Origin of the sequence: Aurantimonas sp. Leaf443, assembly GCF_001425575.1 — a bacterium.
In the GTDB taxonomy this organism is placed as follows: domain Bacteria; phylum Pseudomonadota; class Alphaproteobacteria; order Rhizobiales; family Rhizobiaceae; genus Leaf443.
On sequence record NZ_LMRD01000006.1, the window covers coordinates 214360 to 236381 of the forward strand.

At 70.7% G+C, this 22022-nt stretch carries 17 protein-coding genes; 9 read left to right on the forward strand and 8 right to left on the reverse strand.

The window, feature by feature from the left end; translation table 11 throughout:
* Positions 1-3 precede the first annotated feature (3 nt).
* From prfA to clpB, 4 genes are all read left to right on the forward strand, one after another.
* On the forward strand, positions 4-1083 hold the full coding sequence (gene prfA / locus ASG48_RS05705) for a peptide chain release factor 1 (RefSeq protein ID WP_055846552.1): 1080 nt from the start codon (positions 4-6) through the stop codon (positions 1081-1083).
* Between the two features lies 1 nt (position 1084).
* The gene (gene prmC, locus ASG48_RS05710) at positions 1085-1954 is read left to right on the forward strand and encodes a peptide chain release factor N(5)-glutamine methyltransferase (protein ID WP_055846555.1); all 870 of its coding nucleotides are present in this window, start codon (positions 1085-1087) and stop codon (positions 1952-1954) included.
* A 363-nt stretch (positions 1955-2317) separates the two neighbouring features.
* Positions 2318-3562, forward strand: coding sequence for a DUF4167 domain-containing protein (locus ASG48_RS05715; RefSeq protein ID WP_082529270.1), 1245 nt, complete (start codon positions 2318-2320; stop codon positions 3560-3562).
* Between the two features lie 240 nt (positions 3563-3802).
* Entirely contained in the window at positions 3803-6418 is a 2616-nt protein-coding gene (gene clpB, locus ASG48_RS05720) for an ATP-dependent chaperone ClpB (RefSeq protein WP_055846561.1), read from the forward strand.
* A 97-nt stretch (positions 6419-6515) separates the two neighbouring features.
* Here the strand turns inward: clpB and ASG48_RS05725 are convergent, their stop codons facing one another.
* Positions 6516-6917, reverse strand: coding sequence for a PRC-barrel domain-containing protein (locus ASG48_RS05725; protein ID WP_244486776.1), 402 nt, complete (start codon positions 6915-6917; stop codon positions 6516-6518).
* A 33-nt stretch (positions 6918-6950) separates the two neighbouring features.
* Positions 6951-8972, reverse strand: a complete 2022-nt coding sequence (locus ASG48_RS05730; RefSeq protein ID WP_055846566.1) for a glycosyltransferase — start codon at positions 8970-8972, stop codon at positions 6951-6953.
* 142 nt (positions 8973-9114) lie between these two features.
* On the opposite strand from ASG48_RS05730, the gene ASG48_RS05735 reads away from it, so the two are divergent.
* Positions 9115-9936, forward strand: a complete 822-nt coding sequence (locus tag ASG48_RS05735) for a transporter substrate-binding domain-containing protein (RefSeq protein WP_244486777.1) — start codon at positions 9115-9117, stop codon at positions 9934-9936.
* On the opposite strand, the gene ASG48_RS05740 is transcribed toward ASG48_RS05735, so the two are convergent.
* Positions 9881-10351 (reverse strand): tellurite resistance TerB family protein, encoded by a 471-nt coding sequence (locus ASG48_RS05740; protein ID WP_055846571.1) that lies wholly within the window; start codon positions 10349-10351, stop codon positions 9881-9883. The two genes, ASG48_RS05735 and ASG48_RS05740, sit on opposite strands and share 56 nt — an antisense overlap.
* A gap of 211 nt (positions 10352-10562) precedes the next feature.
* On the opposite strand from ASG48_RS05740, the gene ASG48_RS05745 reads away from it, so the two are divergent.
* Positions 10563-12224: a lysine--tRNA ligase gene (locus tag ASG48_RS05745; protein WP_055846573.1), complete on the forward strand. Its 1662-nt coding sequence runs from the start codon at positions 10563-10565 to the stop codon at positions 12222-12224.
* Between the two features lie 7 nt (positions 12225-12231).
* On the opposite strand, the gene ASG48_RS05750 is transcribed toward ASG48_RS05745, so the two are convergent.
* Both ASG48_RS05750 and ASG48_RS05755 read right to left on the reverse strand, forming a co-directional pair.
* On the reverse strand, positions 12232-12999 hold the full coding sequence (locus ASG48_RS05750; RefSeq protein ID WP_055846576.1) for a thermonuclease family protein: 768 nt from the start codon (positions 12997-12999) through the stop codon (positions 12232-12234).
* Between the two features lie 70 nt (positions 13000-13069).
* The gene (locus ASG48_RS05755; protein ID WP_055846578.1) at positions 13070-13720 is read right to left on the reverse strand and encodes a helix-turn-helix transcriptional regulator; all 651 of its coding nucleotides are present in this window, start codon (positions 13718-13720) and stop codon (positions 13070-13072) included.
* A 294-nt stretch (positions 13721-14014) separates the two neighbouring features.
* Between ASG48_RS05755 and ASG48_RS05760 the strand changes: the two genes are divergently transcribed.
* On the forward strand, positions 14015-15058 hold the full coding sequence (locus tag ASG48_RS05760; protein WP_055846581.1) for a YihY/virulence factor BrkB family protein: 1044 nt from the start codon (positions 14015-14017) through the stop codon (positions 15056-15058).
* 48 nt (positions 15059-15106) lie between these two features.
* On the opposite strand, the gene ASG48_RS05765 is transcribed toward ASG48_RS05760, so the two are convergent.
* Positions 15107-17620 (reverse strand): cation:proton antiporter, encoded by a 2514-nt coding sequence (locus ASG48_RS05765; RefSeq protein ID WP_055846583.1) that lies wholly within the window; start codon positions 17618-17620, stop codon positions 15107-15109.
* Positions 17621-17819: 199 nt separating this feature from the next.
* Between ASG48_RS05765 and ASG48_RS05770 the strand changes: the two genes are divergently transcribed.
* Positions 17820-19199: an L-serine ammonia-lyase gene (locus ASG48_RS05770; protein WP_055846586.1), complete on the forward strand. Its 1380-nt coding sequence runs from the start codon at positions 17820-17822 to the stop codon at positions 19197-19199.
* A 53-nt stretch (positions 19200-19252) separates the two neighbouring features.
* Here the strand turns inward: ASG48_RS05770 and ASG48_RS05775 are convergent, their stop codons facing one another.
* The gene (locus ASG48_RS05775; RefSeq protein ID WP_055846589.1) at positions 19253-19591 is read right to left on the reverse strand and encodes a hypothetical protein; all 339 of its coding nucleotides are present in this window, start codon (positions 19589-19591) and stop codon (positions 19253-19255) included.
* A gap of 186 nt (positions 19592-19777) precedes the next feature.
* On the opposite strand from ASG48_RS05775, the gene ASG48_RS05780 reads away from it, so the two are divergent.
* Entirely contained in the window at positions 19778-20872 is a 1095-nt protein-coding gene (locus tag ASG48_RS05780) for a LuxR C-terminal-related transcriptional regulator (protein WP_055846592.1), read from the forward strand.
* Positions 20873-20878: 6 nt separating this feature from the next.
* Here ASG48_RS05780 and ASG48_RS05785 read toward each other — a convergent pair whose 3' ends face one another.
* Positions 20879-21955 (reverse strand): SH3 domain-containing protein, encoded by a 1077-nt coding sequence (locus tag ASG48_RS05785; RefSeq protein WP_055846594.1) that lies wholly within the window; start codon positions 21953-21955, stop codon positions 20879-20881.
* Between the last annotated feature and the right edge of the window lie 67 nt (positions 21956-22022).

A 22022-nucleotide genomic window follows, 5' to 3' on the forward strand; every position in this document is an offset into this window, starting at 1 on the left:
CTCATGGCCAGCCTGCCCGAAAGCACGATGGACGAAATCCTGAACCGCTTCGCCTCGATGGAGGCGGAGATGGCGTCGGGACCCGACCACGAGACCTATGCGCGGCTGGCGGCCGACTATTCCGGCCTCGAGGACGTCGTCGCCGCCATCCGCGCCTATCGCGAGGCGAAGGTGGAGCTCTCGCAGGCCCGCGAGATGCTGGAGGATCCCGGCGCCGACCGCGAGATGCGCGATCTGGCGAGCCTCGAGATCGACGACCTGCGCGAGCGCATCGACGGGCTCGTGCACCGGATCCGCCTCCTCCTCCTGCCCAAGGACGCGGCGGACGAGAAGGGCGTCATCCTGGAAATCCGCGCCGGCACCGGCGGCTCGGAGGCCGGCCTCTTCGCCGGCGACCTCATGCGCATGTACCAGCGCTACGCCGAACTGAACCGCTGGAAGGTGGAGATCCTCACCGCCAGCGAAGGCGAGGCCGGCGGCTATCGCGAGGTCGTGGCCTCGATCAAGGGCGTCGGCGTGTTCTCGAAACTGAAGTTCGAATCGGGCGTGCACCGCGTGCAGCGCGTGCCGGCGACGGAATCGGGCGGGCGCATCCACACTTCCGCCGCGACGGTGGCGGTGCTGCCCGAGGCCGAGGACATCGATGTCGAGATCCGGGCCGAGGACATCCGCATCGACACGATGCGCTCCTCGGGCGCCGGCGGCCAGCACGTCAACACCACCGACTCGGCGGTGCGCATCACCCATCTGCCGACCGGCATTGTGGTGACCTCCTCGGAAAAGTCGCAGCACCAGAACCGCGCCCGCGCCATGCAGGTCCTGCGCGCCCGCCTCTACGACGCCGAGCGCCAGCGCGCCGACGACGAGCGCTCCGCCGCTCGCCGCAGCCAGGTCGGGTCCGGCGACCGTTCGGAGCGCATCCGCACCTACAATTTCCCGCAGGGGCGCGTCACCGACCACCGCATCAACCTGACGCTCTACAAGCTCGACCGGGTGATCGAGGGCGAGATGGGCGAACTCGTCGACGCGCTCGTCGCCGACCATCAGGCGGCGCTCCTGGCGAGCATGGGCGGCGAGGGCTGAGATGGCGGACGCCGCTGGGCTCCTGCGCGGGGCGGGCGCGCGGTTCCGGGAGGCCGGGCTCGACACGCCCGATCTCGACGCCCGCCTGCTGCTCGCCGAATGCCTCGGCCTCGAGCCCGGCATCCTCGCCGCCAATGCCCATGTTCTCGTGCCGGACGAGGCGCAGGCCCGCTTCGCGCAATGGGTGGACCGGCGGCTGGCGCGCGAGCCGGTCTATCGCATCGTCGGGCGCCGGCCGTTCTACGAGCACGACTTTCTCCTCTCGCCGGGAACGCTCGAGCCGCGCTCGGACACCGAGATCCTCGTCGACGCCGCGCGCCGCGAACTGGACGCCGTCCTGCGTCGCCGGAGGGCGGCGCGCTTCTGCGACATCGGCACCGGCACGGGCGCGATCGCCGTCTCCCTGCTCGCGCTGTTTCCGGCCGCGACCGGCATCGCCGTCGACATCAGCGACGACGCGCTCGCGACGGCGGGGGAGAACGCGCGGCGCGCCGGCGTCGCCGACCGGCTGGCGCTGCGGCGGTCCGATTATCTCGCGGGCGTCGACGGCCCTCTTGAACTCGTCCTGTCCAACCCCCCATATATACCGTCGTCGCAGATCGCATCGCTCGCGCCCGAAGTGCGCGGCCACGATCCGCGTCTCGCGCTCGATGGCGGGCCGGACGGGCTCGACGCCTATCGCGCGATCGCCGCGCAGGCGCCGCGCGTGCTGACGGAAGACGGCGCGCTGCTTCTGGAGATCGGCGCGGGGCAGGGGCCCGACGTCCGCGCCATCGTCTGCGAAGGGCATCGGTTCGTCTTCGAAGGCGCGACGCGCGATCTCGGCGGCATCGAGCGGGTTCTGCGCTTCCGGCGGGTGTCCCGGGCCTGATGCAAGCCTGAGACGGGGCTTGCCAAACTCGCGCGCAAGGGGTTGAAAAGCGGTCCGTGCCCCTTGTGAGGATGGGTCTTCCCCTCTAGGGTCCAGCACGAAATGCGACACTTCGAGGGGAAATGTCCCTTTGGCTCGGCAAGGTCTGCGCGTCCGGCGCGCAGCTGCCCGAAGGGACGCTCGTGATGGCCGAAGGGCTGTCCGCACCCCGGCGAAGGGCCATCGAGGGGCGCAACCAATTTTAGAAATCTCCATCGCGGTCGGACGTCGCGTCCGGCCGGTTCGTTCGGGGTGTGCGTTTCGCCGCTCCGTTGAGGTGGTCAAACCGGCCAGCGCCGGCAAATCCGAAAAGACAGGAAAAGCATGAGGCCAGGGCAGCAGCAGAAGAATCGCATGCGCGGTCGTGGACGCAAGGGCCCGAACCCGCTGTCGAGAAGCTACGAGTCGAACGGTCCCGATGTGAAGATCCGCGGCAACGCGCAGCACATCGCCGAGAAATACACGACGCTGGCGCGCGACGCCGCCGTGTCGGGCGACCGCGTCATGGCCGAGAACTATCTTCAGCACGCCGAGCACTACAATCGCCTCATCGCCGCCGCGCAGGGGCAGTTCCAGACCCAGCGCGACGAGATGGACGAGGACGAGGACGGCGAGGACTTCTCCAACCTTCGCGACGAGCGCTTCGAGCAGCTGCCCGACCGCAGCGAGCAGAATCGCGACCAGGCCCGCAACGACCAGGGCGACCGCCGCCCGGCCTATAATGGCCAGAACGGCCAGAACGGCCAGCGCGAGCCCTATCAGGGGCGCGAGAACCGCGACCAGAACCGCGAGGGCTTCCAGCCCCGCGCCAATCGCGACGGCAACCCGCAGCGCGACAATCGCGAGGGCTACCAGCCGCGCGAGAACCGCGACCAGAACCGCGAAGGCGGCAATCGCGAGCCCTATGCCCGCGACGGCAACCGCGACCAGAACCGGCCGAACCGCGACAATCGCGACAATCAGAACCGCGACAATCCGAACCGGGACTACCAGTCCCGCGACAATCGCGACCGTGACCAGACCCGCGACAACCCGAATCGCGACCACCAGAATCGGGGCGACCGCGACCAGCGCCGCGACCGCAACGCGCAGCAGCCGGGGGGGCTCGGCCCGCAGCCCTATATCGCGCCGCCGGTCGCCGCTTCCGCGCCCGCTCCCGCCGAGGCGCCCCGTCCCGAGGCGCGCCATGTCTCTTCCCCGGAGGCGCCGGTGACGCGCCCCGAGGCGGACGAGGTCCTGCCCGTCGCCGCCGCCGCCGTCGAGACGGCGGTTCCGACCGGCGAGGAAATCCCTGGCGAGGCCGCGCAGCCGCGTCGTCGCGGCCGCCCGCGCCGGGTGCGCGAGGACGAGGCCGCGCCGGCGGACGAGGCCGTCGCGGTCCAGCCCGCCGCCGAGGCTCAGCTTCAGGCTCCGGCCACCGAGGCGCCCGCCTCGACGGTCGAGGCCGGTGCCGGCGAGGCCGAGGCGCCCAAGCGCCGCGGCCGTCCGCGCCGCAAGAAGCTGGAAGACACGTCCGGCGACGACGACAGCGGCGGACTGCCGGACTTCCTCCTCGCCTCGAACGGCTGAGGCTTTCGAGACAGCGTCAGGCACGGGGCGTCGCATCGGCGGCGCCCCGTTTTTCGTTTCCGTGGCCTTCGCAGGGCCCGACCGGCGAATTGCAGGCCCGCGCCCGTCGCGCCTCTTTTCACGCCGCCCGCGCGCTCCCATATCCGTGAACCAACGGCCCGCCGAAGACGGGGGCCGGTTTTCCGGACCATGCGGGCCATGCCTCGACGAGGGTGGCGCGCCACAGGGGAGACGTCAGGCATGAATATCGAGAAATATACCGAGCGCGCCCGCGGGTTCTTCCAGGCCGCGCAGACCCTCGCGGTCGGCCGCGATCACCAGAATTTCGCGCCCGAGCATCTCCTGAAGGTGCTGATCGACGATCCCGAGGGCATGGCCGCCGGGCTGATCGAGAAGGCCGGGGGGCGTCCGGGCGACGTGCGCCTCGCGGTGAACGCCGCGCTCGACGCCATGCCGCGCGTCTCGGGCGGGGGCTCCCAGCTCTATCTCTCGCAGCCGCTCGCCAAGGTCGCTGCGACCGCCGAGGAGATCGCCAAGAAGGCGGGCGACAGCTTCGTCACCGTCGAGCGCCTGCTTCTCGCGATGACGATCGAGAAGGCCGCCAAGACCGCCGAGATCCTGAAGAATGCCGGCGTCACCGCCAACGGGCTGAACGCGGCGATCAACGATCTGCGCAAGGGCCGGAGCGCCGACACGGCCTCCGCCGAGAGCGGCTACGAGGCGCTGAAGAAATATGCCCGCGACCTGACGAAGGACGCGCGCGAAGGCAAGCTCGATCCGGTCATCGGCCGCGACGACGAGATCCGCCGCACGATCCAGGTCCTGTCGCGGCGCACCAAGAACAACCCGGTCCTCATCGGCGAGCCCGGCGTCGGCAAGACGGCGATCGCCGAGGGCCTGGCGTCCCGGATCGTGGACGGCGACGTGCCGGAATCCCTGCGCGACAAGCAGCTGATGGCGCTCGACATGGGCGCGCTCATCGCCGGTGCGAAATATCGCGGCGAGTTCGAGGAGCGTCTGAAGGCGGTGCTCGCGGAGGTGACGGCGGCCACCGGCGGCATCATCCTCTTCATCGACGAGATGCACACGCTGGTCGGGGCGGGCAAGGCGGACGGGGCGATGGACGCCTCGAACCTCCTGAAGCCGGCGCTCGCGCGCGGCGAGCTGCACTGCGTCGGCGCGACCACGCTCGACGAGTACCGCAAGCATGTGGAGAAGGACCCCGCGCTCGCGCGGCGCTTCCAGCCGGTCTTCGTCTCCGAGCCGACGGTGGAGGACACGATCTCCATCCTGCGCGGCCTGAAGGAGAAATACGAGCAGCATCATCAGGTGCGCATCTCCGACTCCGCGCTCGTCGCCGCCGCCCAGCTCTCGAACCGCTACATCACCGACCGCTTCCTGCCGGACAAGGCGATCGACCTCGTCGACGAGGGCGCCTCGCGCCTGCGCATGGCCGTCGATTCCAAGCCCGAGGCGCTGGACGAGGTGGACCGGCGCATCATGCAGCTGAAGATCGAGCGCGAGGCGCTGAAGAAGGAGACCGACGACGCGGCCAAGGGCCGGCTGGAGCGGCTGGAGAAGGAACTCGCCGATCTTCAGGAGGAGTCCGACCGCGTGACCGCCGCCTGGCAGGCCGAGAAGTCCAAGCTCGGGCGCGCCGCCGACCTCAAGCGGCGTCTCGACGAGGCGCGCAACGATCTCGCCATCGCCCAGCGCAGCGGCGAGTTCCAGCGCGCCGGGGAGCTCGCCTATGGCGAGATCCCGCAGCTGGAGCGCGACCTCGTGGAAGCCGAGGCCAGCGACGGCTCGGTCGCGATGGTCGAGGAGACGGTGACGGCCGACCATGTCGCGCAGGTCGTCTCGCGCTGGACGGGCATTCCCGTGGACCGGATGCTGGCCGGCGAGCGCGAGAAGCTCCTGCGCATGGAGGACGAACTCGGGCGGCGCGTCATCGGGCAGGGCGATGCGGTGCAGGCCGTCTCCAAGGCGGTGCGGCGCGCCCGCGCCGGGCTGCAGGACCCCAACAGGCCGATCGGCTCGTTCATCTTCCTCGGCCCCACGGGCGTCGGCAAGACCGAGCTGACCAAGGCGCTGGCCGCCTATCTCTTCGACGAGGAGACGGCCATGGTGCGCATCGACATGTCGGAATACATGGAGAAGCACTCCGTCTCGCGCCTGATCGGGGCGCCTCCGGGCTATGTCGGCTACGAGGAGGGCGGCGCGCTGACGGAAGCGGTGCGGCGCCGGCCCTATCAGGTGATCCTCTTCGACGAGATCGAGAAGGCCCATCCCGACGTCTTCAACATCCTCCTGCAGGTCCTCGACGACGGGCGCCTGACGGACGGACAGGGGCGCACGGTCGATTTCCGCAACACGCTCATCATCATGACCTCCAATCTCGGCTCGGAGTACCTGACGGCGCTGCGCGACGACGAGGAGGCCGAGGCCGCGCGCGGCCAGGTGATGGATGTGGTGCGCTCCGCCTTCCGGCCGGAATTCCTCAACCGCGTGGACGAGATCATCCTCTTCCACCGGCTGCACCGTTCGGAGATGGGCGCCATCGTCGACATCCAGATGCAGCAGCTGGAGAAGCTCCTGGTCGATCGCAAGATCGATCTGGAGCTCGAGCCCACCGCGCGCGACTGGCTGGCGGAGAAGGGCTACGATCCCGCATACGGGGCGCGTCCGCTCAAGCGCGTCATCCAGCGCGAGGTGCAGGACCCGCTGGCCGAGAAGATCCTCGGCGGCGAGATCCACGACGAGAGCCGCGTGAAGATCTCGGGCGGCACGGACCGGCTGAACTTCTACGTCGTCGGCTCCAAGGACGCCTCGAAGGGCGAGCGCGTCGCGGCCTGATCGGCGGCGCGATGGACGGAACGACAAGGAGAAGGGCGGCCCGCGAGAGCCGCCCTTCTCCGTTTCCATGCCTTGCTGTCCGGGCCGTCCGCCGGCGTCAGATGAAGGCCGGGCGATAGAAGTCGTCGATGCGGCGGCCGTAATCCTCGTCCGCCCAGCGCGGTTCGGAGCCCGCGCCGTAGCGCGGCGCCTCCTTCAGCTGGTCGATCGTCACGCCGACGACGTAGCCGCCCTGGCGCTCGTCGTATTTCAGCACCTGCCAGGGCAGGGGATGATAGTCCTCGCCGATGCCGAGGAACCCGCCGAAGGACATGATCGCGTAGCGCACCTGCCCGTCGCGCTTGCCGAGCACGAGATCGTGGATGTGGCCGAGATGGTCGCCCTCGGTGTTGTAGACCGGCGTGCCGGTGACGCGGCTGGCCTCGATCGCGTCGGCGCCGACCTGGCCGTCGAAGCTCTCGCCTGCCGCCATCATGCGGCTTCCTTCCGTCCAGGACATGGTCGTCCTCCTCTCGCGCGTTGCGTTTGCACCTCAACGAGCGGGCGCCGGGCCCGTTCCCGCAAGACGGGCGACCTCGGCAAGGCTCGGCGCCAGCGCGGGCGCCGCCTCGCCTGTCCCGGCCGCGCGCCCGTGGGGCGTCTTGTTCCAGTGATGGGGGCGGGCGACGAGTTCGGCGAGGGCGCGCAGGAAGGCGTAGGAGAGGAGGAACCAGTAGACGAAGACGAGGAGGCCGACCGGCCAGAGCCGCCGGCGCCAGTCCCGGCGGGGCATGGAGACGGCGGCCAGCGCGACGAACAGGCCGCCGCCGAGAAGGATGTTGGCGAGATCGAGCCCGTAGAGCGCGAGATCGAGGGCCCCGAGCTCGGCGCCCGCGGCCATCGCCGCCAGCGTGAGCCCGGCAAAGCCCAGCATGAGCGGATGGGCGAGCGCCGAGCCGAAGAGGCCGGCGAAGAGGAGCTGGAAGACGAGGAAGCGCTTCAGGCCGATGTCGCGCAGGAGCCGGACGGGATCGCGCATGTGGACGAGCCAGGTCTGCATCCAGCCCTTCAGCCAGCGGCTGCGCTGCGGGCGCCAGACGGAAAGGCGCTCCGGCGCGTCCTCCAGCGTCGGCCGTTCGAGCGTCCCGATGCGGTGGCCGGCGCGGCACAGGCGCATGCCGAGATCGGCGTCCTCCGTCACGTTGTGCGGGTCCCAGGCGCCGACCCGCTCGAGAAGGGCCCGCACGAAATGATTCGAGGTGCCCCCGAGCGGCACCGGCAGGTCGCGGCCTGCGAGGAAGGGCAGGAAACGGCCGAAGAGGCCGGCATATTCGAGGTCGAAAAGGGCCGCGACCGGCGAGGCGCCGGCGTTGCGGATCGAAAGCGGCGCCTGGAGGCAGGCAAGGCCCGGATCGGCCTCGAAACGCGCGGCGGCCTCGCGCAGCTGGCCGGGATCGGGCGCGTCCTCGGCGTCGTAGAGGACGACATAGGTTCCCTTCAGGAGCGGCAGGACGAAGTTGAGCGCCTTCGGCTTGGTGCGCGGCAGGCCCGGCGGCACGCGGATGCAGCGAAAGGCGGAGCGGCCGGCGAGCGCGCGCTCCACATGGCGCAGCGTGTCGTGGTCGTCCGCCTCGCAGGCCAGAACGACGTCGAGCCGCGAGGCCGGCCAGTCGAGACGCGCCAGCGCCTCGACCAGCGCCTCCACGACATCCGCCCCTTCCCGATAGAGCGCGACGACCACGCTGTAGATCGGGAGCGGCGCGTCCGGCTGCGATGCGGCGAGCCCGCGCTGCGCCCGGTTGCCGACCGGGCGGGCGAGGAGCGCTGCGAGCCGCAGGCCGTGCGCGGCCAGGAAGAGAAGGCCGGCCCCGACATGCAGCGCCATAAGCATGTCGAGCGGCCGATGCGTGGCGAAAACGAGAAACAGCGTCGCGGCGAGGCAGAAGGCGGCCGCCTGCGCGGGGTCGACCACCGTATAGGCCGAGAGCTGCGGCGCCCTGGCGGCAAGGCCGAAGGACGCCTCGGCCAGCCTGTCGGGCGCGCTGCCCCTCTCGGCCAGCCGCTCGGCATCGCTGCGGGAGGTGACGCGCGCGATGGCGCGAAGCTCCGGATTGTCGGCCAGGAAGCGCCGCGTGTGCGCCAGCGTCGCGAGGCGCGGCAGGAGGAAGAGCTTGCGGCGAAAGGCCGTGTCGCAGGTGCGCAGCATCTCCACGCCGGCGAGCGCCGCGCCCTGGCCCGGCGACAGCGCCCGGTCGCCCGCGCCGATCGGCTCGCAGGGAAGATCGAGCAGGCGCGCATAGGCGCGGGCGAGGTCCGCCTCCCGCAGGATGCCCTGCGCGACGAGTTCCTCGCCGGGATCCGTGCCGTTGTGGCGCGCGGCGAGGAAGGCCTCGCGCAGAGCCTCGGGGGAGACGCCGAGAAGCGTGGCGAGACGCGCGCCGGGCCCGCGATCCTCGTCCGGCGGCGGGGCGGCGGCCGGGGCGAAATGAACGGGGGACAGATTGCGCCCGGCGCCGGGGCGGTCGTAGATGGCGCTCGCGGCGCGCCGCCGGTCGTCGAGGATGTCGTCGCGCACGTGGACCGGCGGTTCGAGAGCGGGCCTGCCAGAGACGGTTGTGCAACCGGACTGGACGGGTGTGCAGAGAAGTCTCCCGCATGGCGCGAAGGTGGAAAACGAACCGATGATTGCAACTTCTGTGGGAAGACTGCTCGCTCTGGTGAGTCTCTGCGTCTCGCTCGGCGGCCCCGTCGCGCCCGTCCTGGCGCAGGATGTCGCGGTTCCGAACTTCTTCGACCAGCGGCAGCGGCTGGTGAAGCCCGATCTCGCCGAGCGCGGGCGCGTGCGCTTCCTGACGACGACGGATTTCCCGCCCTTCAACTTCCTCGACGCGCGCGGCCAGCTCGCCGGCTTCAACGTGGATCTGGCGCGCGCCATCTGCGAGGAGTTGCAGATCCTCGCCACCTGCCAGATCGAGGCCATGCCCTTCGACGATCTCCTGCCGGCGCTGCGGCGCGGCGAGGGCGACGCGATCATCGCGGGCCTTGCGATGACCCCGGCGAACCGGCGCGAGACGACCTTCACCGAGCCCTACTTCCGCTATCCCGCCCGCTTCGTGACGCGCCGCGACGCCACGCTCGCCGAGCCGATGGTGGAGAGCCTGGCCGGCAAGGCCGTCGCGGTCGTGGGGGGCACGGCGCATGCGGCGATGCTGCGGGCCTTCTTTCCGACGACGCGGGCCGAGGTCTTCCCGACCCGCGAGGAGGGGCTCGCCGCCATGCGCGAGGGCAAGGTCGCCGCCTTCTTCGGCGATGGCGTCGGCCTGTCCTTCTGGCTCGGGAGCGAGACGGCCGCCGACTGCTGCGCCTTTTCTGGCGGGGCCTATCTCTCCGATCTCTTCCTGGGGGAGGGCCTGTCGATCGCCGTGCAGCCGCAGGACGGCGATCTCGCCCGGTCCTTCGACTACGCGATCGGACAGCTCGTCGTCAGGAAGCGCTTCTCGGAACTGATGCTGAAATACTTCCCCTACAGCCCGTTCTAGGGGGGCAGAGCTTGCGGTAGCGCACCCGCGCGCTGCGCTCGATGGCGGCGGTGGCGAGGGGATCGAGATCGAGGTCGTCGCGCAGCATCTGCAGGAGGCGCAGCTCGGGCTGGCCCGCCCGCGTGTCGGAGGCCGCGATCTCGACCGCCAGCGCATAGGCCGTCTCGTGAAGCTTCACCGGCACGCTGCCGGCGATCTCGGCGATGAGGTCGGCGAGCCCGTCCTCGGAGGCGAGGATCTCGCGGCACCGGTCGGCGACGTCGGGCAGGCGCTGCAGATCGAACCCGGCAAAGACCGGGGCGGTCGCCAGGAGCGCGCCGACGCCGCGCAGCTCCGTGTCCGAAATGCCTCCGTCCGCGGCCGCCATGGCGACCATGAGGTGGATCAGCGCGTCCTGGGCCCCGAGGGAAGGCATCGTCTCGTCGTCTCCTGTTGCGGCGCCGGGCCGCGGGTGGGGCGTTAGGTAAGAACGAGATCGCGCCGCGCAAGCGCGGGCGGCGTTTGTTGACGGACCGGCGGGTTCTTTCTAGACCGGGCGCCTGCGGGCGGCCTCCTGAAGGCGCGGCGCCGCAGCGCCTCCCGCAAGCCCGCCGAATGCCCGCTCGCCCGCACACGAAGGTCGAACCATGTCCGTCTCCCCCGCTCCCGATGCAGCGCTCGTCGAGGCGGCCGGCGCCTCCAACGCCTGGCCGTTCGAGGAGGCGCGCAAGCTGCTCAAGCGGTTCGAGGGCGGGATGCCCGAGGAGGTTCTGTTCGAGACGGGCTACGGCCCGTCCGGCCTGCCCCATATCGGCACGTTCGGCGAGGTGGCCCGCACGACCATGGTGCGCAACGCCTTCCGCACGCTCACGCAGGATCGCGTGAAGACGCGGCTCCTGTGCTTCTCGGACGACATGGACGGCCTGCGCAAGGTGCCCGATAACGTGCCGAACCGCGAGATGATGCTGGGCTTTCTCGGCAAGCCGCTCAGCCGCGTGCCCGATCCCTTCTCGAACGAGCACGCCTCCTTCGGCGCGGCCAACAACGCGCGCCTGCGCGCCTTTCTCGACCGATTCGGCTTCGACTACGAGTTCGCCTCGGCGACGGACTACTACGCCTCCGGCCGCTTCGACGAGATGCTTTTGCGCATGCTGGCGCGCTACGACGAGGTGATGGCGATCATCCTGCCAACCTTGGGGGCGGACCGGCGCGCCACCTACTCGCCCTTCCTGCCCATCCATCCGCGGACCGGCATCGTCATGCAGGTGCCGATGGAGGCGCGCGACGAGGCGCGCGGGCTGGTCGTCTGGCGCGATCCCGAGACGGGCGAGCGCTACGAGACGAGCGTCACGGGCGGCGCGGTCAAGTGCCAGTGGAAGGCCGACTGGGCGCTGCGCTGGGCCGCGCTCGGCGTCGACTACGAGATGGCCGGCAAGGATCTCATCGACAGCGTGACGCTGTCCTCCAAGATCTGCCGGGCGCTCGGCAGGACGCCGCCGGAGGGCTTCAACTACGAGCTCTTCCTCGACGCCGAGGGCGCCAAGATATCCAAGTCCAAGGGCAACGGCCTGACGATCGAGGACTGGCTGGCCTATGCCTCGCCGGAGAGCCTGCAGCTTTATATGTTCAACAAGCCGAAGGCGGCCAAGCGCCTGCATTTCGACGTCATCCCCAAGGCCGTCGAGGACTACTACCAGTTCGCCGGCGCCTACGAGCGGCAGGATGCGCGGGCGCGGCTGCAGAACCCGGTGTTCCACATCCATGGCGGCGAGCCGCCGGTGAAGGGCATCGCGGTGCCCTTCGCGCTTCTCCTCAACCTCGTCTCGGCCTCCAACGCTTCCGACAGCGCGACGCTCTGGGGCTTCATCTCGCGCTACGCGCCGGGCGTGACGCCGCAGACCGCGCCCGAACTGGATGCGCTGGTGGGCTACGCGCTGCGCTATTTCGAGGATTTCGTGGCGCCGGCCAAGCGGTTCCGCGCCCCCGACGCGGTCGAGCGGGAGGCGCTCGGCCAGCTCGAGACCGTGCTCGGCGCCCTGCCGAAGGATGCCGACGCCAACGCGATCCAGAACGCCATGCTCGACGTCGCCCGGCCCATCGAGCGCTACCAGGACACGAGCCGCACCGGCCCGGACGGGGGGCCGGGCGTCTCCGGCAAGTTCTTCGAGGCGCTCTACCAGACGCTCATCGGGCAGGACAAAGGCCCGCGCTTCGGCTCCTTCGTGGCGCTCTACGGCATCGACGAGACCCGTGCCCTCATCCGGCGCGCGCTCGACGGCTCGCTCGCGGCGAGTTCGCCGGCGGCCTGAGGCGCGCTCAGCGCCAGAGGCCGCGGCGGGCGGCCTTCGCCTCGCTCTCGGCCTCGACATAGGGGCCGCCCGGCACGGCCTCGACCAGCCCCTGGCGCACCGCCCAATCGCCGAGATCGGTCCCGGCGACCGAGCAGCGCGCTTCGACCTCCGCGCGCACCGTGCCGAAGCCCGGCGCCACGTCGCAGCGCACGGCGCGGCCGCGCAGGAGGTTGCGCAGGCCCGTGCGCGCCTCCACCCCGCAGCGCCAGCCCATGCCGGGCGCGCCGCAGACCTTGGCGAGCGGCGGGGCGGCGACGCCCGCGAGCGTCACCGTGCTCTGGCCGATCGCGAGCCTTGCGCCGTCGACCGCGACGGGCCGCAGGAGGAGGGGCCATTCCGCCCCCAGTTCGGCCGTCGCGAGGGGCGGCGGCAGAGACGGCGCGGCGCCTTCGGCAGGCGGAGCCTTTCGCATGGCCGGCTCGTAGGCATAGGGCGAGGGCGTCATGCCGTCCGGCGTCACGTCGCGCGGGCCGGCGGCGGCACCGGGCGTGGCGTCCGGTCCCGGCGCCGGATCGGCCGGGCCTTCGTCCTCGGCCGGCGGCGGCTCGGCCACCTCGATCCGCGCCCGTCCGCCGTCGGCGGGATCGGACGCGAGGAGGGACGGCTCCGCCGGGGCGAGCAGGAGGAGGAGAAGACAGGGCAGGAGAAAGCCGGCGAGCGCGATGGCGAGCCGCACCGGGGCGGCCGGTCTGTCGCCGCGAAGGAGGAGGGTCCGCGGATCGCCGTCCTGCATCAGCCGTGCCCCCGTTCGGGCGACCGGCGCTCCCGGCGGAGGCCCGAGGTGCCGCGAGCGGCAGGCGGCGTCACTGGCTCGCCCACAGGATGCGCGCCATCCATTCGATCTCCTCCACGGCGAACTGGCGGTCCGGGAAGTCGGGATTGACCGAGGCGAGTTCGATCGTGCGGGCCGTGCGGCGCTGCAGGATCTTGGCCATCACCTCGCCGTCGCGCGTGCGCACCACCACGCGGTCGCCGCGCCGGATGGAGGAGTCGGGCGAGACGATCACGACGTCGCCGTCGCGATAGAGCGGCATCATCGACTGGCCGGAGACCTCCAGCGCGTAGACCGCCGCGTCGCCCGTGGCCGGCAGCGCGATCTCGTCCCAGCCGTGGCCGGCGGGAAAACCCGCATCGTCGAAGAAGCCGCCATGGCCGGCCTGCGCGAAGCCGAGCAGCGGCACGGTGAGGATGGCGGGCGGGGGCGGGACGGCCTGCGCCGGCTCCTCGCCGCGCATCAGGCTCGCGAACTCGTCGAGGCTGGCGCCGGTCGCCTCGATCACCTTGGAGATCGATTCGGTGGAGGGCCAGCGGGGCCGCCCGTCCGAGCCCATGCGCTTGGACTTGTTGAAGGTCGTGGGATCGAGCCCGGCGCGCCGGGCGAGGCCGGAGGCCGACAGTCGATTGCGCGCCGCCAGCGCATCGATCGCCGCCCATATCCGGTCGTGGGAGAACATCGGTCCCGGCCTCAGCAAGAAGAAGGAATATAGTCCTCTTTATCTTTAGGAGGGCGCGCGGCGATTGTCCAGCGCCGGAACGGCCGAGTCGCGGCGATTGTGGCGTTTTACGGGCGCCGTCCCCCGTGGCCCGTTTGCCCTTTCCGCAAAATACCGACCGCGCGGGCGCCTTCGGCTGGAACCCACGCAGAATTGTGGCATTGCCGTGTTACGCTCGGCCATCTGCGACCGGGCGGGCGTCGTCGCGCCCCGCCTCGTTCAGGCGATGGATGCGCCCTCCTTGGAAGTCGATCGATGAGTCTGCGATTTTCGGCCTACACAACCGAGGAAACACGGCAGCGGGCCAGCGAGCCGGGTCGCGGGCGGGACGCGGAGGGACCGCTCTCCATCCCCTACAAGGGCTGGAAGGACATCCTTCTCAGGGTCTACAATTCCTTCTTCGAAGACCACGTGATGCTGATCGCGGCGGGCGCGACCTTCTATCTCCTGCTGGCCCTCTTCCCCGCCTTCGCCGTCTTCGTCTCCTTCTACGGCTTCGTCGCCAATCCCGCGACGATCGGCGACCACATCGCCTTCATCGGCCAGTTCCTGCCGCAGGCGGGCACCGAGCTCCTGCAGTCGCAGCTCGAGCGGCTGGTGACCCAGGACCCCGCCTCGCTCTCGCTCGGCTTCGTCTTCGGTCTCGCCTTCTCCCTGTGGAGCGCCAACAACGGCATCAAGACGCTGTTCGAGGCGATGAACGTCGCCTATGGCGAGCAGGAGCGCCGCTCCTTCCTGAAGCTCAACGCCGTCGCCTTCTGCTTCACGCTCGGCGCGGTCGCCGTCGGCATCCTCCTCTTCACGGCCGTCGGCGTCGTGCCGATCGTCATGGCCATCTTCGGCCTTTCCAGCCTCACCGATCTCTTCATCGCCGCGCTGCGCTGGCCGCTCGTCTTCCTCGTGGTGACGGGCTCGATCGCGATGATCTACCGCTACGGGCCGAGCCGGAACCGGGCGCGCTGGATCTGGGTGATGTTCGGCGCCGTCCTCACCTCCACGATCTGGCTCGCCGCCTCGATCGGCTTCTCCTGGTATCTCCAGAACTTCGCCAATTACAACGCCACCTACGGCTCGCTCGGCGCCGTCATCGGCTTCATGATGTGGGTCTGGATCTCCTCGACGATCTTCATCGTCGGCGCCGAGATCAACGCGGAGATGGAACACCAGACCGCGCTCGACACGACCAATCTGCCGCCCAAGCCCATCGGCCAGCGCGGCGCCCGCGTCGCCGACACGATCGGCAAGAGCTCGCGCCGCGTGGCGCAGCCGGACGCGGAGAAGAAGGGCCTGTTCGGATAGGGCGCGCGCGGCCGGCGGACGAACGCGCCGCCGGCAAGCATGTTCGGTTCAGGCAAGGCCCGGCGCGACGCGCGCCTCGTCGATCCGGTCGATCTCGGCCGGCGAGGGGTCGATCCCGGCCGAGTTCTGGTCCATGCGCCGGCGCGCCGTGGCCTCGATGCGTTTCTTGAGGGCCTGGTCGCTCGCGAGGAAGCGCTCGAAATCGGCCCGCGACAGGCGCAGGAGCGTGGAATAGCCGAGCGTCGTCACGTCCGCCTGCCGCTTCACGTCGAAGAGAAGCGCGATCTCGCCGACCACCTCGCCGCGTCCGATGCGCAGCACCGCCTGGCCGGTATCGACCTCGACGGAGCCCGACGCCACGAAATAGGCCGCGTCCCCGTCGTCGCCGCGCCGGATGATCGTGTTGCCGGGCCCGGAGAAGAACGGCCGGAGATAGCGGGCGAGCCGGCGCCGGGCCTCCTCGCTGAGATCGGACAGGATCTCGCAATGGGCGATCAGCGTCTCGCGGTCCAGCTGCAGGTCGAGCGCGGGGCGCGACTGGAGGGCGGCGCGCGCCTTCACCTCGCGCGTGAGGTCGCGTTCGATCTCGCTGTTGATGATGCCCGCCTGGCGCAGGCGGCGGATTTCCGACAGTTCCAGCGCGTCGATCGAGCGCTCGGCCATGGCGCGCTGCACGTCGCGGGCGTAGCCGGGATATTGCAGCGTCAGCGCTTCCATCTCGCGCTCGGCGTTCTGGCGGCGCAGGAGGAGTTCGGCCTGCACCCGCTCGGCGACGTCCGCCCCGAGGATCGCGGCGACCTCGCCCTCCACGAAGGCGGGCAGTTCGGAGAGGACGAGCGCCGTCTCCACCAGAAGCTCGAACCGTTCGGCGAGGCGGCCGGAGAGCATGCGCCCCTTGCCGAGCCGGCGCTGCAGCACGATGGCGAGCCTGTCGAGCGTGTCGAAATCGAGTTCGCGCGCGGCCGCCTCGCGATAGGCCGCGGTGCCGCCGTGGCGCGCGGCGTCGGTGCGCCGGCGCGCGTCGGCGGCCATGCGGCGCGAGACGCGGGCGGCCAGCGTGCCGCGGGCGAAATGCTCCAGCACCATCTCGCGTTCGCGGGCGGTGGTCGTGGCGAGGCCAATGGCGGTCTTCTTCGCCAGTTCGATGTCGCTTCCCCCGCGCATGCGCCCCTGAACGCGAAGATTGACCGGCGTGCTCGGATCGACCTCCAGACCCTGCGCGCGGAAGCGGTCGAGCACGGTCTGCTGCCGCTCCAGGATGCGGCGGGTGATCGAGGTAAGGGCGAGGTCGCGCACGGCGCGGTCGACATCCGTCAGCCGGTTGAGGCCGAGGCCCTGGATCAGCGGGCGCAGCGTGACGCCCTGCACGAAGAGGGTCGCCAGCGTGTAGCCGGTGGCGAGCACCGCCACGAAGCGCGTGATGTCCTCGGGGATGCCCGGATTCTCGGTGACGGCGAGCGCCAGCGTCAGCGTCATCGTGCCGCGAAGGCCGCCCCAGAGCGTCACGATGCGGAAGGGGAGGGAGACCGGCGGATAGACGCCGAACCGGTCGAGCAGCGGGAACAGGCCGAAGACGATGAGGGCGCGCGCCGCCAGCGCGGCGGTGAAGACGACGGCCAGAAGCAGGGCGTCCGCCGCCGAGGCGGTGGCAAGGAGCCCGGGCACGCGCATCGAGACGAGGATGAAGACGAGGATCGTCGCCCAGGAGGCGAGCTGTTCCCAGATGTCGGTGTGATAGCTCCAGACGTGGTTGGGAATGCGCCCGGGCGCGAGCGTCGCCACGCTGACGCCCGCCGCCACCACGGCGATGACGCCCGAGACATGGAGGTGGTGCTCGGCGAGCCAGAAGCAGAAGAAGGGCACCGCGAGGCTGAGCGAGACGACGGTGAGCCGGTCGCCGGCCAGGCGCGCGGCGAGATCGACGAAGACCCGCGCCACGAGGATGCCGAGCAGCGCGCCGCCGACGGGCAGCCACAGGAAGTTCACGGCGATGCGCCCCGCGCCCATCGTGGCGGGATCGGCGATCGCGGCGGTGAAGACGAGGAAGAGCGAGATGGCGACCGCGTCGTTGAAGAGGCTCTCGCCCTCCACGAGCCGCGTCAGGCGGTCCGGCGCGCCGACGTCGCGGAAGATGCCGATGACGGCCACGGGGTCGGTCGTCGCCACGATGGAGGCCAGGAGCAGGCAGGCGATGGTGGGCAGCGGCGTGAAGGGCGTCAGCGCCAGCGCGATGCCGAAGGTCGCCACCAGCACGGCCACCAGCGCCAGGATGACGATGGGCGCGACATCCTCGCGGATGCGGTGGAAGTCGATCTCCAGCGACGACTGGTAGAGGAGCGTCGGCAGGAGGAGGAAGAGGAAGAAGGCGGAGCCGGGCGAGAGGCTCGCCATCTGCGCGGCCTCCTCGCCGGCCAGGATCTCGCGCCCGAACAGGCCGATGGCGATGCCCAGAAGCGCCAGCACGATGGAGACGGGAAGGCGCAGGCGCGCGGCGAGCGGCGCTGCGAGAGCTCCGCCCGCGATGAGCCCGGCGACGAGGATGACGGCTTCGGAGACGTTCATGCCGTCCTTCCCTGCGCTGCACGCCGGCCGCAAGGCCCTTGCCCGCCATGCGAGGCCGAAGGCGGGGACTCGCGCCGGGCGCGAGCCCTACGGATCGGGCAAAACGGCGGATGCGTCAATGGACGCGCCCCCGCGCCTCGAGCGCTCTTGCGCCGGCGGGCGAAGCGGCGTCTCCTGCGCCTCGTCCAAGGGAGGGCCCATGTCCGTCAGCCTGTTCGACCTCTTCAAGATCGGCATCGGGCCGTCCTCCTCGCACACGGTCGGGCCGATGTGGGCCGCGCGCCGCTTCCTCGACCGGCTGGAGGAGCGCGGGAGCAAGGCCGAGACCGCGCGCGTCGAGGTGCGGCTCTACGGCTCGCTCGCCCTCACGGGCAGGGGCCATGCCACGGACAAGGCGGTGATGCTGGGGCTCGCCGGGCTGCGGCCCGACACGCTCGACCCCGACGACGCCGAGGACCTCTACCGCTACATCCTGTCGAAGGGCGAGCTGCAGCTCGATCGCGGCCGGCGCATCGCCTTCCGCGAGGGGCACGAGCTGCATCTCCTCATGCGCGAGAAGCTGCCCCATCATTCCAACGGCATGCGCTTCTCGGCCTTCGACGCGGCGGGCGCGCGGCTCGACGAGGCGGACTACTATTCCGTCGGCGGCGGCTTCGTGGTGACGGGCGAGGACGCGGCGGGGGAAGCGCCGGTGCTCGCCAATGCGCGCGCCCCTTACGAGTTCGGCTCGGCCGCCGAGCTCCTGGCGCTCTCCGCCCGGCACGGCCTGTCGATCGCCGAGATCGTGCTCGCCAACGAGGAGACCTGGCGCGGCCGGGCGGAGATCCGCGAGGGAATCCTGCATCTGCGCGACGTGATGCTCGCCTCCATCGAGCGCGGGTGCCGGATGGAGGGCATCCTGCCCGGGGGGCTGAAGGTGCGCCGCCGCGCGCGCCGGCTGCAGGCCGAGCTCCTGAAGCGCCCCGAGCAGGCGCTGCGCGATCCGCTGACGACGCTCGACTGGGTCAATCTCTACGCGCTGGCGGTGAACGAGGAAAACGCCGCCGGCGGGCGCGTGGTGACGGCGCCGACCAACGGGGCGGCCGGCGTCATCCCGGCGGTGCTCGCCTATTACGAACGCTTCGTGCACGGCGCCGGCGACGACGGCGTCGTGACCTTCCTCGCCACGACCGCCGCGGTCGGCGCGCTCTACAAACAGAACGCCTCGATCTCGGCGGCGGAGATGGGGTGCCAGGGCGAGGTGGGCGTCGCCTGTTCCATGGCGGCGGCGGGCCTGTGCGCCGTTCTCGGGGGCACGACGGAGCAGATCGAGAACGCCGCCGAGATCGCCATGGAGCACAATCTCGGCCTGACCTGCGATCCGATCGGCGGCCTCGTCCAGATCCCCTGCATCGAGCGCAACACGATGGGCGCGGTGAAGGCCATCAACGCCGCGCGTCTGGCGCTCAAGGGCGACGGCACGCATTTCGTCTCGCTCGACGACGTCATCGAGACGATGCGCCAGACCGGCATCGACATGAGCGAGAAATACAAGGAGACCGCGCTCGGCGGACTGGCCGTCAACGTCACGCTCTGCTGAGCGGGCGCCCGTCGCCGGGCGCGCCGCCGTTCCAGACGCGGCGGACGAGCGGCCTATCGCTTCAGGATCGCCGTCGAACTCGCGCCGTTTCCCTTCCAGCTATAGGTCGCGGTCCTGGCGTCCCGCGCCGTCAGGCGCACCGCCGCGCCTTCGGCATGCCGGATGGCGACGCCCGTCGGGGCGACGGAGGAGGAGGCGATCTGCTGCGGCTTGCCGTTCGAAAGCCAGGAGACGACCTTGCCCTTGGCGATCGTGATCGCGGTGGTGCGTCCGTTCGCCGACCGGCCGCTCCACGTTCCGTCCCAGGTGAAGTTTTGCGCGAGGGCGGCCGGGGCCGCGAGAAGCGTCGCGGCCGCGAAGGCGCCGACGATGATGGACCGACGTCGAATCATTTGTTTCCCTTAAGTTCGCTGGATCGCCTGCCGTTGAGGCAATCGCACGGAACGATCAGACCATATCCCGCTCGCTCGCAGATCACCCGAATGGGTGAGGTTCCATATGTCTTGCCGCGCCTTTAAAAATGACGGATTCGATACGCTCTTCTGTTACAGAGCCAGCAACGCGTGCCGGGGCTGGTCATGGACACAAAAGACAACGACCTCATCGAACTGATCTATACAGCGGGACTGGTGCCCGAGGTCTGGCCGGACGTGATCGACCGCATGGCGCGCCGGATGAACGCAGGCGGCGGGTCGATCTTCTCCCTGTCGGAAGGGCATCTGTCCTGGGAGGCGCCCGCCGGCACGCGATCCATCATGGACGCCTACATCGCCGGCGGCTGGGCCGACCGCAATCCGCGGCTGGAAGGCTTGCTGCAACGGGCTCATCCCGGCTTCGTTCAGGACAGCGACGTGGCGCAGGGCTGCTACGACCGGCTGCCGATCGTGACCGATTTCCTGCGTCCGAACGGCATCTTCTACACCGCCGCGACGGTCATCTCCGGGGCGCGCGACGATCTCGCCGTCTTCTCCGTCGACCGGGGGCAGGCGGCAGGCCCCTACAGGCGCGAGGAGATCCGATGGCTCGACGCGCTCCGTCCCCATCTCGGGCGTTCGGTCGCGCTCGCCAGCCGTTTGCGCCTGCGCCAGGCTTCCAGCGCGACGACGGCGCTGGCGATGGTCGGCATCCCGGCGGCGATCCTGCGCCGACGCCATGGTGTCGTCGCCACGAACGGGCTGTTCGACGCGCTCGTCGGCAGCGTCTTCGTCTGCGGCGCCTTCGGGAGCCTCGCCCTTCGCGATCGGCGCGCCGATCAGGTCCTGCGGGACGCGCTGGCGGTCGATCATTCCAGCCGTCCGGTCGTGCGCTCCATCCCGATCGCCGGAGAGGAGGGCGCCGTCGGCGTCCTGCATGTCATTCCCGCCTGCCGGCAGGCCTCTGACGTCCTCGGCGCGGACGGAACGCTCCTCGTCGTCGCCCAGCCTCGAACGAATGTCACCGCCAGCGCCGACTGCCTGCGATGGCTCTACGACCTGACGCCGACCGAAGCGTCCATCGCCTCGCGACTGAGCGCCGGGTCGAGCATCGCCGAGATCGCCGCGGCCACCGCGACCACGTCGAACACGGTGCGCACGCATGTGAAGGGCATCCTGCGCAAGACCGGCTTCAGTCGCCAGCGCGACCTCCTCATGGCCATCGGGAGCCTCGCCGCGCTGGACCCGCGCCTGCTCTAGGATGCTCTAGCCGCGGCCGGCGATGAAGCTCTTGAAGACGAAGCCGCGCTTGCCGTCGGCGACGACCTCGCACCAGAGGTCGCAGGCGATCACCTCCACCGTCGCGCCATCGCGCAGCACCGAGACGACGGGCGCCCCGTTCTCCGGGCTGGCGCGCATGTTCACGGCGCTGACGATGCTGCCCGGCGCGCTCGCGGGATCCGCGCCCTCGACGGGCGCCTCGACCGCGGGACCGGGATCGAGCGCCGCGCTCGTTTCGTCCGTCGCATTCTCCGGCACGGCGGGATCGGCATCGGGCAGGCCCGGCGCGTCCGCGGGAAGGGCGGCGCTCTCGCCGACGGGATCGCCTGCGCCCGGCGAGACGTCGTCCGGCATCGGCAGGGCAGGGGTCTCCTCCGGCACGGCGGCGGTCTCGCCCGGCAGAGCCGTCTCGTCAGGAACGGCGGTGGTCTCGTCCGGCAGGTCCTCTTGCAGGACGGTTTCGGCGGCAGGGGCGGGTGCCGGCGCCGGCGTCGCGGGGCCGGTCGTCGTCGTCGAGGCGCCGAAGCGGGGCGTCACGTCGCGCACGAGGGGGATCGTGCCGGTCGCCATGCCGCCGTCGAGCGTGCCCTCGCGGGCGAGGCGCTCGGTTTCGGCCCGCTGCGCCTCGTCGGCCTCTTGGGCCGCAAGGGCCGCCTCGTCCGCAAGCACGGTCTCGGACGGGCGCAACCGGCCGTCGCGCGCCGCCTCGCCCATCGACTCCGCCGGCGGGCGAACGGCTTCGGACGGTGCCGTCGCCGGCTCGGAAAGGGTCGCAACCTCGGCGGGCGTGCTTTTGCGCACGTTTTGCAGTGCATAATAACCGATCCAGCCGGCGGTCGCCGCCACGGCGAGCGCGGTCAGGACGAGGCCGGTGGAGAGACGGCTGCGCTGGACCTTCGGTGTCCGGGGCGCCGGCACGAAAGGCTTCAGCACGAAGGCGTCGTCGGGCACGACCGGGCGCTTGGCCGCGGCAGCCGATTCGAAATCGCGCCGCCGAGCCCGCAACCGGTCCCGCAGTTCCTCGAAGGCCGGCGTTCCATCCGGCCCCTGTGTCATCGCCATCGCTTCCCGTCTCCCGACCGTCGCAAGTCGATTCGGACCATGCGCATGGGGATCGCAATGCGGCCGC

Coding starts and splice junctions, on each gene's coding strand:
- prfA (WP_055846552.1), top strand. CDS start 4: ATGGCCAGCCTGCCCGAAAGCACGATGGACGAAATCCTGAACCGCTTC.
- prmC (WP_055846555.1), top strand. CDS start 1,085: ATGGCGGACGCCGCTGGGCTCCTGCGCGGGGCGGGCGCGCGGTTCCGG.
- ASG48_RS05715 (WP_082529270.1), top strand. CDS start 2,318: ATGAGGCCAGGGCAGCAGCAGAAGAATCGCATGCGCGGTCGTGGACGC.
- clpB (WP_055846561.1), top strand. CDS start 3,803: ATGAATATCGAGAAATATACCGAGCGCGCCCGCGGGTTCTTCCAGGCC.
- ASG48_RS05725 (WP_244486776.1), bottom strand. CDS start 6,917: ATGTCCTGGACGGAAGGAAGCCGCATGATGGCGGCAGGCGAGAGCTTC.
- ASG48_RS05740 (WP_055846571.1), bottom strand. CDS start 10,351: ATGCCTTCCCTCGGGGCCCAGGACGCGCTGATCCACCTCATGGTCGCC.
- ASG48_RS05745 (WP_055846573.1), top strand. CDS start 10,563: ATGTCCGTCTCCCCCGCTCCCGATGCAGCGCTCGTCGAGGCGGCCGGC.
- ASG48_RS05750 (WP_055846576.1), bottom strand. CDS start 12,999: ATGCAGGACGGCGATCCGCGGACCCTCCTCCTTCGCGGCGACAGACCG.
- ASG48_RS05755 (WP_055846578.1), bottom strand. CDS start 13,720: ATGTTCTCCCACGACCGGATATGGGCGGCGATCGATGCGCTGGCGGCG.
- ASG48_RS05760 (WP_055846581.1), top strand. CDS start 14,015: ATGAGTCTGCGATTTTCGGCCTACACAACCGAGGAAACACGGCAGCGG.
- ASG48_RS05765 (WP_055846583.1), bottom strand. CDS start 17,620: ATGAACGTCTCCGAAGCCGTCATCCTCGTCGCCGGGCTCATCGCGGGC.
- ASG48_RS05770 (WP_055846586.1), top strand. CDS start 17,820: ATGTCCGTCAGCCTGTTCGACCTCTTCAAGATCGGCATCGGGCCGTCC.
- ASG48_RS05775 (WP_055846589.1), bottom strand. CDS start 19,591: ATGATTCGACGTCGGTCCATCATCGTCGGCGCCTTCGCGGCCGCGACG.
- ASG48_RS05780 (WP_055846592.1), top strand. CDS start 19,778: ATGGACACAAAAGACAACGACCTCATCGAACTGATCTATACAGCGGGA.
- ASG48_RS05785 (WP_055846594.1), bottom strand. CDS start 21,955: ATGGCGATGACACAGGGGCCGGATGGAACGCCGGCCTTCGAGGAACTG.